Source organism: Brevundimonas sp. SS2672 (assembly GCF_059579685.1).
Window position 1 is genome coordinate 2,830,631 of sequence record NZ_CM184201.1, and the last position, 11,479, is coordinate 2,842,109.

11 protein-coding genes are annotated in these 11,479 nt (G+C 69.4%); 6 read left to right on the plus strand and 5 right to left on the minus strand.

The window, feature by feature from the left end; genetic code table 11:
- Positions 1–82: 82 nt before the first annotated feature.
- Entirely contained in the window at positions 83–2,902 is a 2,820-nt protein-coding gene (locus AC52GN_RS14270) for an SEL1-like repeat protein (protein ID WP_496527510.1), read from the minus strand.
- A 244-nt stretch (positions 2,903–3,146) separates the two neighbouring features.
- On the opposite strand from AC52GN_RS14270, the gene AC52GN_RS14275 reads away from it, so the two are divergent.
- Both AC52GN_RS14275 and AC52GN_RS14280 read left to right on the plus strand, forming a co-directional pair.
- Positions 3,147–3,365, plus strand: a complete 219-nt coding sequence (locus AC52GN_RS14275; RefSeq protein ID WP_496527511.1) for a hypothetical protein — start codon at positions 3,147–3,149, stop codon at positions 3,363–3,365.
- A gap of 64 nt (positions 3,366–3,429) precedes the next feature.
- Positions 3,430–3,936 (plus strand): pyridoxamine 5'-phosphate oxidase family protein, encoded by a 507-nt coding sequence (locus AC52GN_RS14280; RefSeq protein WP_496527512.1) that lies wholly within the window; start codon positions 3,430–3,432, stop codon positions 3,934–3,936.
- Between the two features lie 42 nt (positions 3,937–3,978).
- On the opposite strand, the gene argF is transcribed toward AC52GN_RS14280, so the two are convergent.
- From argF to AC52GN_RS14300, 4 genes are all read right to left on the minus strand, one after another.
- Positions 3,979–4,896, minus strand: a complete 918-nt coding sequence (gene argF, locus AC52GN_RS14285; protein ID WP_496527513.1) for an ornithine carbamoyltransferase — start codon at positions 4,894–4,896, stop codon at positions 3,979–3,981.
- 157 nt (positions 4,897–5,053) lie between these two features.
- Entirely contained in the window at positions 5,054–6,229 is a 1,176-nt protein-coding gene (locus tag AC52GN_RS14290; RefSeq protein WP_496528822.1) for an aspartate aminotransferase family protein, read from the minus strand.
- 134 nt (positions 6,230–6,363) lie between these two features.
- Positions 6,364–7,278, minus strand: a complete 915-nt coding sequence (locus AC52GN_RS14295; RefSeq protein ID WP_291781093.1) for a M20/M25/M40 family metallo-hydrolase — start codon at positions 7,276–7,278, stop codon at positions 6,364–6,366.
- A 57-nt stretch (positions 7,279–7,335) separates the two neighbouring features.
- Entirely contained in the window at positions 7,336–8,172 is an 837-nt protein-coding gene (locus AC52GN_RS14300; protein WP_496527514.1) for an ABC transporter permease, read from the minus strand.
- Positions 8,173–8,404: 232 nt separating this feature from the next.
- Between AC52GN_RS14300 and gcrA the strand changes: the two genes are divergently transcribed.
- From gcrA to rpsT, 4 genes are all read left to right on the plus strand, one after another.
- Entirely contained in the window at positions 8,405–8,944 is a 540-nt protein-coding gene (gcrA, locus tag AC52GN_RS14305; RefSeq protein WP_343830185.1) for a cell cycle sigma 70 cofactor GcrA, read from the plus strand.
- A gap of 368 nt (positions 8,945–9,312) precedes the next feature.
- Entirely contained in the window at positions 9,313–10,176 is an 864-nt protein-coding gene (mutM, locus tag AC52GN_RS14310; protein WP_496527515.1) for a bifunctional DNA-formamidopyrimidine glycosylase/DNA-(apurinic or apyrimidinic site) lyase, read from the plus strand.
- Positions 10,177–10,241: 65 nt separating this feature from the next.
- Entirely contained in the window at positions 10,242–11,027 is a 786-nt protein-coding gene (locus AC52GN_RS14315) for an enoyl-CoA hydratase (RefSeq protein ID WP_496527516.1), read from the plus strand.
- 163 nt (positions 11,028–11,190) lie between these two features.
- The gene (gene rpsT, locus AC52GN_RS14320; RefSeq protein ID WP_024355020.1) at positions 11,191–11,460 is read left to right on the plus strand and encodes a 30S ribosomal protein S20; all 270 of its coding nucleotides are present in this window, start codon (positions 11,191–11,193) and stop codon (positions 11,458–11,460) included.
- The last annotated feature ends 19 nt before the right edge of the window (positions 11,461–11,479 follow it).

Consider the following 11,479-nt stretch of genomic DNA (forward strand, 5'->3'; position numbering starts at 1 on the left):
GCGCCGGAAAGGCGACTAGGCCTTCGGTCTTAGCCGCCCCTGCGGCGAACCGCCACCCCCGGTTGCACGCGGGCGTCGCCGATCAGGCGACGGGCTCGACGGTGAAGGCGTCGGCCGCCTCGCGCGCCTTGCGGCGGTCGACGACCGACAGGCCCGACGTCATGCGCTGAACCGAGGCCAGCGCCTGCTGGTCGCCGCGGCGCGCCGCGATCATGTACCACTTGAACGCCTCGACCCGATTGGGGGCCACGCCCTCGTCCCCCTTCTCCAGCAGCTGGGCGACGTTGTACTGGCTGTCGACGCGGCCGGCGCCGGCGGCCTTGGTCAGCCAGGCCAGGGCCTCGGCGCGGTTCCGCGCGCCGCCGACGCCGTCATACAGCTGCATGGCGTAGAAATGCATGGCCTTGGCGTCGCCCGCCTCGGCCGCGCGACGGGCCCAGGCGCGGGCCTCGGCCTCATCCGCCGTCAGGCCTGCGGCGCCGTCCTGATACAGGCTGGCCAGACGCAGCTGCGCCGGGGCGTAGCCCAGGTTGGCGGCGCGGGTCAGGGGCTCCAGGCCGCCGTCGTCGCCGTTGTCCAGCATCTGCACGGCGCGGGCGAACAGGCCTGCGCCCTCGGTCGCCGCCGCGTCGGGCGACGGCACGGCGTCGGTCGGGGAGGCGTCCAGCGCCAGAGCGGCGATCGGCGTCGCCGCCTCGGCCGGCGCCGTACCGGTCGTCGGAGTCGGCGCCAGGGCGAAGCCGCCCGGCAGGCTCAGCCCCGAACCGCCCACGACCTGCAAGGTGGCGTAGCCGCCGACCACGCCCAGAGCCGCCACCGCCATGGCCCCCAGGGCGGTGCGCATGGTCGAGCTCTGACGGCCGGCCTGCTTGTCCAGCCGCTCCTGCAGCTTGGACTTGCCGCCGCGCTTGGCCAGGCCGAAGGCCTGACGCGGGGCCGCATCCTCTTCCGGCGTCATGGCCGCGCGTGCGGCCTCCAGCACGTCGCGCGTCGAGCTCGCAGTCGGCTCCTGCGCCGAGGCGTGCGGAGAGACGAAGTCCAGATCGGCCGAGAAGCCGTCGTCGTCGCCGACGCGGTCCAGTTCAAGCGGGCGCTCGGCGTCCAGATCGGCTGCAGCGTTCAGGATGTCGCTGACGTCGGCGCCGCCGAACAGATCTTCATCGGCCGAGGACGCAGCCGCCGGAGCGGCGTGCGGCCAGGCGTCGTCCGCGATCCGGCCGAAGGGCGCCGTCGTCGGCCCGGCGTCCAGCAGTTCGGCGTCCAGCGGATCGCCGAAGACGCTCCCGGCGCCCGAGGCGAACGGCTGTCCCGGCGCAGCGTCGGCGCCCGTCAGGGGCTCGGCGCTCCAGTCGTCGATCGGATCGGCGAAGGCCGTCGCCCGCCAGTCGCCCCCGGCGGTTTCCGCCGGAGTCCAGGGCGCGGGGTCAGGGCTTTCCAGCGGCGGGGCGCGGCGGACGTCGCGATCGGCGCGCTGCTCCATGCTGTCGCGCGCGTCGGCCAGCAGGCGCGCCGTGCGCTCCTCGCTCTGGCGCATCCGTTCGGCCAGATCGCCCGAGGCGCGCTCGTGGCGCTGGTGCATCTTGTCGGTGCTTTCCGACAAGCGGCGGCCGATGTCGTCCAGGGCCTGGGCCGAACGACGCTCGGACTGGGCGATGCGTTCGCTCAGGCGGTCCGAGATGCGGGCGATCTCGCCGCCCAGCCGCTCCAGCGCCAGGGCGTGCTGGTCGTCGGCCTGGGTCAGACGCTGATCCACGGCTTCGGCGTGACGCGCCAGATCGCGCTCCAGCTTCTGCTCCAGCGCGGCGACGCGGGCGTCGGACGGACCGGCGCCGCCGGCTTCGACCGTCTCCAGCCGACCGTTGAGGTTGCGGGCGATGCGCATGATCTCGCGGCCCATGCCTTCGACGGCGGAGGCTGAGCGCTGCTCGGCGGCGCGGGCCTGATCGCCGATGGCGGCCAGGGCGCGCTCGATGCGGTCGACGCGCCCCTCGGTCTCGACCGCGTCGAGGCGGCGGATCATCTCGGTGCGGCTGGATTCCACCTGCCGCGTCAGGCTCTCGGCCAGTTTCTCGAAGCGCGAGGCTTCGCGCGCATGGTCCGGCTCGATGCGGCGTTCGGCGTCGCGCATCCGCAGATCCAGTGCCGCGAACGACCGCTCCAACCCCCTCAACGCCTCGGAGGTGCGCGACTGGGCGTCGTCCAGACGCACCCCGACCTGCGACAGCAGGTTGGTTCCGGCGCCCGGCCCGGCCGCCTTTTCAACGGCTTCGATACGGTCGCGCAGTTCGCTGACGCCGGCGCGCTGGCGCTCGTCCATCTCGTAAAGGCGGGTGGAGACGGCGGTCAGGGCCGCGTCCAGCCTGTCCAGCCCTTCGCGCGCCTCGGTCCCGGCGTCCTGCTCCAGACGGCGCAGGCGGCGGTGGCCCTCGCGCAGTTCCTCGGCGATGTCGTCGATGCGGCGGGCCTTGGCCGCCTCGGCCTCGTCCTGCGTCTCCAGACGACGCACCAGGCCGGCCACGGCCTGATCGATGCCCTGGATGGCCAGGGTCGAGCGGCGCTCGGCCGCCTCCAAACGCTCGGCGATCACCTCAAGCGAGGCGCCCATTCTGCCCAGGTTCTCATGGCGCCCCAGATTCTCATGGCGCCCCGGCCCCTCGCGCCCGCGCCCATCCTCGCCATAGACGTCGTCCAGACGGCGCGAGCGGCTGCGGCGGTCATAGGGATCAGGAATGGGCGACCGGCGCGGCAGGGTGGCGACGCCGTCGTCCTCGTCCGGCTCATCCATGATCATGGAGTTCAGCCACTCGCCCAGAGTCATGCCCGAGCGTCGCGCCAGATCCTTGGCGATCTCGCGCGCCTTCGGATCGATGCCCTTCACGCTCCACGGCGCCGCTGCGGTCACTGATTCGCCTCCCGACCCATGGCGCGAACGGTATCCTTCCAGATAAAGCGTGTAAACGTGTCGTTAACCGCTAGATGTGGCGCCTCACGGCGAAGCGCCGACGGCAGCCGACCAGGCGCTGATGCGCCCGACATGGTTAATGCCGCGTTTAGATTAACCCCGCATCAAGAAATACGGCCACGCTGGCGAAAGCCGGGGTCCAGGCGCTTGCAACGCGCCCGCCGATGTCCCAACTGGCGCCTTCATGGACGCTTTGCTGACCCTGATCCTGCTGGTCGCCTCCGTGGCGGTCGTCGTCTTCGCCGGATGGCGCGGGTCGCGACCGACAGACATCACGCGCGGCCCGCGGATGATGCCCTGGCGCTTCATCATGCTGCTGGCGGCCGCCCTGGTCTTCTTCCTGCTGATCCACCTGCTGGCCGAAGTCAGCGGGCGGCCGCTGCCGGGCGCCGCGCCCTTCTAGGCGGGAACGGTCCGTCCCCCGGCCGGTTGTCCTGTCTCCCCGACCGACGAGACAGGAGACGATCGTGACCGACAAGGACCTGACGCCCGCCGAAGCCGAAGACGCCTTCTGGAAAAACCTGAAGTCCAGCAACACCGGGATGCTGGGACTGGATCGCCCCGGCTATCACAGCCAGCCGATGACCGCCTTTCGCGAGGCCGAGACCGGAACCATCTGGTTCTTCACCCGCGACGACACCGACCTGGCGCGCGACGCGGCGACGCCGGGTCAGACGGCCATGTTCAGCTATGGCTCGAAGGACCAGAAGGTCTGGGCCTGCATCCACGGCGCCCTGTCGGTGCACAGCCACGACCGGGACGTCATCGAACGCTACTGGAACCCGGTGCTGTCGGCCTGGTATCCGGACGGCAAGGACGATCCCCGCCTGACCCTGTTGCGCTTCGACGCCGACGACGGCCGGGTCTGGGTCAGCGACGGCGGGCTGATGAAGTTCGCCTTCGAGATCGCCCGCGCCAACCTGACCGGCAAGGAGCCGGACGCCGGCGACGTGGTCGACGTCAACCTGCGCTAGGCCTAATTCGCCCTCAAGCAGCGCGAAGGGCGTTAAGGCAACCTAGAAAGCCCCGAAGCACCAGGCCAGGACCGCCTTCTGGGCGTGCAGGCGGTTCTCGGCCTCGTCCCAGATCAGCGACTGCGGGCCGTCGATGACGGCGTCGGTCACCTCTTCGCCGCGGTGCGCCGGCAGGCAGTGCAGGAAGACCGCGTCGTCAGCCGCCTCGGCCATCAGGGCCTCGTCGACGCCGTAAGGCTCGAAGGCGGCCAGGCGGGCCTCATAGTCCTGATCCCCCATCGACACCCAGGTGTCGGTGACGACGACGTCGGCGCCCTTGACCGCCTCGCGCGGGTCGCTGGTCAGGTGGACGTGGGCGCCGCCCTTTTCCAGATCGCGCAGGTCGGGGTGGTATTCCGCCGGACAGGCGACGTGCAGGTGGAAGCCGAACTTGGGCGCGGCGTGCATGAAGCTGTGGCAGACGTTGTTGCCGTCGCCGATCCAGGCGATCGTCTTGCCCTCCATCGGGCCGCGATGCTCCTCGATCGTCATCAGGTCGGCCAGGATCTGGCACGGGTGGCTGCGGTCGGTCAGGCCGTTGACCACCGGCACGGTGGAGACGCGGGCGAAACGCTCGACGTCCTCATGGTCGTTGGCGCGGATCATCACGGCGTCGACCATGCGCGACAGGACGCGGGCCGTGTCCTCGACCGGCTCGCCCCGGCCCAGCTGCATGTCCGAGGCGGTGGCGATGATGGAGTCGCCGCCCAGCTGACGGATGGCCGCGTCGAAGCTGAAGCGGGTGCGGGTCGAGTTCTTCTCGAAGATCATCGCCAGGACGCGGTCCTTGCCCGGCGCGTCGGCGTCGGCGCGGCCCTGAGGCCAGCCTTTTCGGGCGCGTTTGCGGGCGTGGGCGTCGTCCAGGATGGCGCGCAGATCGGCGGCGTCCAGGCGGTGGATGTCGAGGAAGTGACGAACCATGACCAAGCCTTCTCCCTCCCCTTCATGGGGAGGGTGGTCCCGCAGGGACCGGGTGGGGGCGGCCCTGCGGAAGTCTGGAGGTAGAAGAAAGCGTCCCCACCCGGCCTCGCCCTGCCGGCTCGGCCACCCTCCCCATGAAGGGGAGGGAGAAACAGCGTCAGCCCGCGACCTTGGCGCGAGCGAACGCGCAGGCCTTCTCGAACTTCTCGACGGCCTCGCGGGCCTCTTCGAGCGTGATGTTCAGCGGCGGCAGGATGCGGACCAGGTTGTCGCCGCCGCCGGCGACCAGAAGCCTGGCCTCGTCGCGGGCCCAGCCCATGAACTCGCGGTTGTTCGGAACCAGTTTGACGCCCAGCAGCAGACCCTTGCCGCGCACCTCGACGATCACGTCGGGGAAGCGCTCCTGCAGGCCATGAAGTTGCTGCTTCAGATAGCCGGCGACTTCATTGACGTTGTTCAGGATGGCGTCCGACGACACCTCGGCGAAGGCGGCCTTGCCGACCGCCATGGCCAGCGGGTTGCCGCCGAAGGTCGAGCCGTGGACGCCGACCGTCATGCCCTTGGCCGCTTCCGCCGTGGCCAGGCAGGCGCCGATGGGGAAGCCGCCGCCCAGGGCCTTGGCGATGGCCATGATGTCCGGCGTCATGCCCGCCCATTCGTGGGCCCACAGCTTGCCGGTCCGGCCCATGCCGCACTGAACCTCGTCGAAGATGATCAGGACGCCGTACTTGTCGGCCATCTCGCGCATCCAGCGCAGATCGGCGTCCGGCGTGGCGCGGCAGCCGCCCTCGCCCTGAACCGGCTCCAGGATGATCGCCGCCGTGGTCGGATTCTCGAACGCCGCCGTCAGGGCGTCCTTGTCGCCCCACTTCAGCTGATGGAAGCCCTCCATCTTGGGCCCGAAGCCCTCGGTGTAGCTGGGGTTGGCGGCGGCGTTGATGGCGCCGTAGGTGCGGCCGTGGAACGAGCCGTCGAAGCCGTAGATGTCGATCCGCTCAGGCTGGCCGTTGGCGACGTGGAATTTGCGCGCCGTCTTCAGGGCGCATTCAACGGCCTCGGTGCCCGAGTTGGTGAAGAAGACGACGTCGGCGAAGGACTTGGCGCACAGATCATCGGCCAGGGCGTCCTGCCCCGGAATCTTGAAGATGTTGGAGACGTGCCACAGCTTCTCGGCCTGATCCTTGACCGCCTGCACCAGCTTGGGGTGAGCGTGGCCCAGGGCGTTGGTCGAGATGCCCGAGACGCAGTCCAGGTACTCCGTGCCGTCCGTGGACCACAGGCGGACGCCCTGGCCGCGCTCCACTTCCAGCGGCGCGCGATTGTAGACACCCATCAGATGACCGGACACTTGGCAGACTCCATAAAGCGAGACGGTCCCGGCGCGTCTGCGACGGGACCGCTTTGGAAAAGGGCGACGAACTTGTCGGGCGCTATTCCGGCTTAGTCAACACCACGCGGGGCGCGAATTCAGCGCAGTTGCGCGTCCAGCTTCTGGATCAGGGCCGCATAGGTCCGGCCCGCCAGGTCGATCGTGTGGCCCTCGACCGCCTCGATCGCGTCGTCCTTGGAATGGATGAGGCGGAAGACCTGCGGGACGAAGCCCTCGGCCAGGCCGTTGGTCTCGCCGCCGTTGAAGGCCAGCCACATCTGATGGGCCCCGACCTCGTCCTGGAAGCCCAGGGAGACGACCGGCGCGCCGGCGGCCGAGAAGGCGCGGTCGTCGGACGGCGGATATTCGGGGAAGCCGACGCACTGCTGGGCGCGCTCGGCGCACAGCTCCTGCACCGCGCGGGTGACGAAGGCTGACTGCGCTCCGTTGTTCTGGCCGTACATCATGGTGTCGCCATAGGCGGCGACGTCCGAGTTCACCACGGCCGCGACATCGGCGATCCCGTGCGCCTCGATCCACTTCTTGGCGCCGATCAGGCCCAGCTCTTCCTGGTCGAAGAAGATGATACGGACGCGGTGCGACAGCGGCGCCTCGCGCAGGATCTTGGCCGCCTCGATCAGGGCGACGACAGAGCCGGCGTTGTCGACCAGGCCGTCCGCCATCGTTCCGTCGCGCAGTTTCACGGCGTCATAGTGGGCGGTGAGCAGGATTTCCTTCTCGCCCTCGCCGAGGGTGACGACGACGTTTGAGCCCTGCATCGGACCGGCGCGGCCGCCGCCTTCGAAGGTCTCGACCGTCGGGGCGAAGCCCTCGGCCCGAAGCTGGCCCAGCAGCACCTCCAGACGCTCGGCGTTGGACGGCTTGACGTAGGCGCCGACCTGTTCGCGCAGATCGGCGGCGCGGTTCTGAGCGAGCGACGGCGCGGCCGTCAGGCAGACGGCGGCCAGGCAGACGCCGCTGGCGACGGCATTCAGACGAAGACGAAACGACATGGCGAGGCCCCTTTCGCGAAGGCCCCTCGCCCCGCGCTCGACGCCTTGATTAAAACGTCAGCTCTTCAGCCGCCAGCCCGAACGGAAGACCAGCCAGCAGGCGGCGCCCAGGACCACGGTCAGCACGGCGCTCATGACCACGCCGACCATCAGACTGCCCTCGGCGTGGCCGATGAAGCCCGCCCGGAACCCGTCGATCAGATAGAAGAAGGGATTGAACCTGCTGATGCTGGCGAAGGGCTCGGGCAGGCTGTCGATCAGGTAGAAGGTGCCCGACAGGAAGGTCATCGGCATGACCACGAAGTTCTGCACCGCCGACAGATGGTCGAACTTCTCGGACCACAGACCCGCCAGCACCCCGACCATGCCCATCAGCAAGGAGGCGATCAGGCCGAACCAGACGATCAGGGCGATGTTGGCCAGACCCAGCCTGGCGAAGGGCATGACGCAGATCGCCGTCACAAGGCCCACCGCCACCCCGCGCGTCGCCGCGCCCAGGGTGAAGCCGATCGTCAGCTCCAGCGGGCTGAGCGGCGGGGTCAGGAAGTCGGTCGCCGTGCCCATGATCTTGGCCTGGATCAGGCTGGAGGAGGCGTTGGCGAAGGCGTTCTGAAGGATGGCCATCATGATCAGGCCCGGCGCCACGAACTCGGCGAAGGGCGTGCCGTGCAGCGGCGGCCGCGCCCCCTTCAGCGCCACCACGAAGACCATCATGTAGAGCAGGGTCGTCACCACCGGCGCCGCCACCGTCTGGGCGCCCACCTTCCAGAAACGGCGGACCTCCTTCAGGTAGAGGGTGCGCAGGCCCACCCAGTTGATCCCGTCATAGCGACGGGGCTGGGGCAGGCCGTGAGGGGCGGAAGAGGCGTCGGAACCGGCGGTCAGGTGCGTCATGCGGCCTCAGATGCGACAGCCAAGCCGGTTTCGCAAGGCGTAGGGCCTGTGGATGACGACCAAGAAATTGAGTCAAATCGAGACATTAACCATACTAGATATAGTTTCTGTGGACAGGTGAATTCCCACATATTGCGTGTTTTAAGAGGTGATTTACGATTAGAGGCGTGATGAGGGGCCGAAATTCGGACTCCGGCACAAGATGTTGAATCCGACTCCGCAGGAGGGCGACATGAACCCAGGCTGGACCGAAGACCGCGTCGGCGCGCTGAAGAAGCTGTGGCTGGAAGGCCAGTCAGCGAGCCAGATCGCCAAGGCCCTGGGCGGCGGCGTGACCCGCAACGCCGTGATCGGCAAGGTGCACCGCCTGGGCCTGTCGGGCCGGGCCGCCCCGTCGCAGCCCGCGCGCACCACCTTCCGCCCAGCTCGTCCGCGCGCCGCCGCCCCGGCCGCGCCGACGCAGGCCCCCTCGGCGCCGCGCCGCATCGAGGCCGCCGCGCCGCGCCCCGTCGCCGCCGCGCCCCAGACGCCCGCTCCGGCTCCCGCGCCCGAACTGGCCGGCACCGCCACCGTGCTGACGCTGGGCGCCCACATGTGCAAATGGCCGATCGGCGACCCCTCGACCAGCGAGTTCAGCTTCTGCGGCCGCCGCGCCTCGGAAGGCGTCTACTGCGTCGAGCACGCCCGCGTCGCCTACCAGCCCCAGGTCCGCAAGAGCGCCGGCAAGGACGCCTCGTCCGACTTGGCCCGCAGCCTGCGGCGGTACATCTAAGTCCGCTATCGCTCGCGACGCGGTCGCTCGCTGCTTGAGCTCTAAGCCTGCTAGCGCTCGCCGCGCGGCGGCTCGCTGCTTGAGCAGGGCCGCCGCGTCGTCGACTTTCGGCCCCATGGCCGACACGAACGGTCCCTAGAGGGGCCGCCGTCCGCCCCGCCGGTTTTCCGGCGGGCTCCGGGGCGGGACTGCGGTTCTCCGGGTTGACGCAGTCCCATCCAGGCCCTCGCCTTCGGCGGGGTTTTTGCTTTTGGCCCATCGCGCATCTCGCCGTCCGACACCGTTCAGGACCTCGGCCCTGCGAGCGAGCCGGACGCCCGGCGTAGACGGGAGATGCGGCGAGAGGCGTGACAGGCTAGATTTGCGCCATGCCTGAACTTCCCGAAGTCGAAACCGTTCGTCGCGGCCTGCAGCCGGTGCTGGAGGGCGCGCGGCTGACGGCGCCGCGCCAGAACCGGCCGGACCTGCGCTTCCCCTTTCCCGAGCGCTTCGTCGAGCGGCTGGAGGGCGCATCCGTGCTGCGGCTGGAGCGGCGGGCGAAATACCTGCTGTTTCCCCTGTCGACCGGCGAGACCTGGATCACGCACTTAGGGATGACCGGGCGCTTCACCCTGGAGGGCGTCGCCCCCGGCGCGTTCGAGACGGCCGCCCCTGTCGTGGGCAAGCATGAGCACATGAGCCTGACGGCCGATCGGGGCGGAGCGCTGACCCGGCTGGGCTACGCCGACGCCCGGCGCTTCGGTTTCATGGGCCTGATCCCCACCGAGGCGGTCGAGGGTCACGCCTGGTTCGCCAAGCTGGGACCCGAGCCTCTGGGCAACGCCTTTTCGGGCGCGCATCTGGCCGAGGCCTTCGCGGGCAAGGCGCAGAACATCAAGGTCAGCCTGCTGGACCAGAGCATCGTGGCCGGCCTGGGCAACATCTATGTATGCGAGGCCCTGTATCGCGCGCGCATCTCGCCCCTGACGGCGGCGGGCGAGGTCAGCCGCCCCCGACTGGAGCGGCTGGCGCTCGAGGTCCGCAACGTCCTGCACGACGCCATCGCGGCGGGCGGGTCGACGTTGAAGGACTTCGCCAACGTCGAGGGCGGCCAGGGCTATTTCCAGCACCGCTTCGACGTCTATGGGCGCGAGCATGAGCCGTGCCGCACCGAGGGCTGTCGCGGCGTGGTGAAACGCATCGTGCAGGGCGGGCGCTCGACCTTCTTCTGTCCGGTCTGCCAGAAGCGCTAGCCGGGTGTTTGCGCAGGCCGCCCGAGCGGCTAGACCTGCCCGCGAAGACAGATGAGGAGCGCCCCATGGCCGACGCCTATTCCACCCTGCTGATTGAACGGCACGCCGACGGCTATGCGGTCGTCACCCTGAACCGGCCCGAGGCGCTGAACGCCCTGAACACCACCCTGACCGGCGAACTGGGCGACTTCCTCGAAAGCGTGGCCGACGACGACAGCGTCCGCTGCATCGTCCTGACCGGCTCGGCGAAGGCCTTTGCGGCGGGCGCCGACATCAAGGAGATGGCGGATCAGGCCTACGCCGACATGTATCGCGGCAACTTCTTCGCCCGCGCGCACGACCGGGTGGCGGGCTTCCGCAAGCCGATCATCGCAGCGGTGTCGGGCTATGCCCTGGGCGGCGGCTGCGAGCTGGCCATGCTGTGCGACTTCATCATCGCATCCGAGACGGCCAAGTTCGGCCAGCCCGAGATCAACCTGGGCGTGGCCCCCGGCATCGGCGGCTCGCAGCGCCTGACCCGCGCCGTGGGCAAGGCCAAGGCGATGGACATGTGCCTGACCGGCCGGATGATGGACGCGGCCGAGGCGGAGCGCGCCGGACTGGTGTCGCGCGTGGTGGCGTCCGACGCTCTGCTGGACGAGGCGCGCGCCGCCGCCGCCAAGATCGCCGGACAGTCGATCCTGGCCGTCATGGCCAACAAGGAGCTGGTCAACGCCGCCTTCGAAACGACCCTGGCGCAGGGCGTGGTGTTCGAGCGCCGGCTGTTCCACTCCCTGTTCGCCTTCGACGATCAGAAGGAGGGCATGGCCGCCTTCGTCGAGAAGCGGAAGCCCGCTTTCACCGGACGCTGAATCCTGTCGGGGCCGGATCATATGGGGCGCAAACCCCGGCCCCGACTCAATTCCCGCCGGATCGCGTTGACCGTCCGGGGGTTTCCGCTATAGCCGCGCGCTCTTGAGATTTTCTCGCCGTGGACGTGGGTCTACGGCGTTTTCGTTCGAAGGTTTTTACCCGATGGCCAACAATGCAGGCGCCCGCAAGGCGATCCGCAAGATCGAAGCGCGGACCGAAGTGAACAAGGCCCGCCGCACCCGCGTTCGCACCTACCTGCGCAAGTTCCAGGAAGCCGTCACGGGCGGCGACGTGGAGACCGCCAAGGCCGCGTTCATCACCGCCCAGTCGGAACTGATGCGCGCCGTGTCCAAGGGCGTGGTTCACAAGAACACCGGCTCGCGCAAGGTCAGCCGTCTGGCCGCCCAGCTGAAGAAGCTGTCGGCCGCCTGATTTCGCAGGGGCGCTCGGA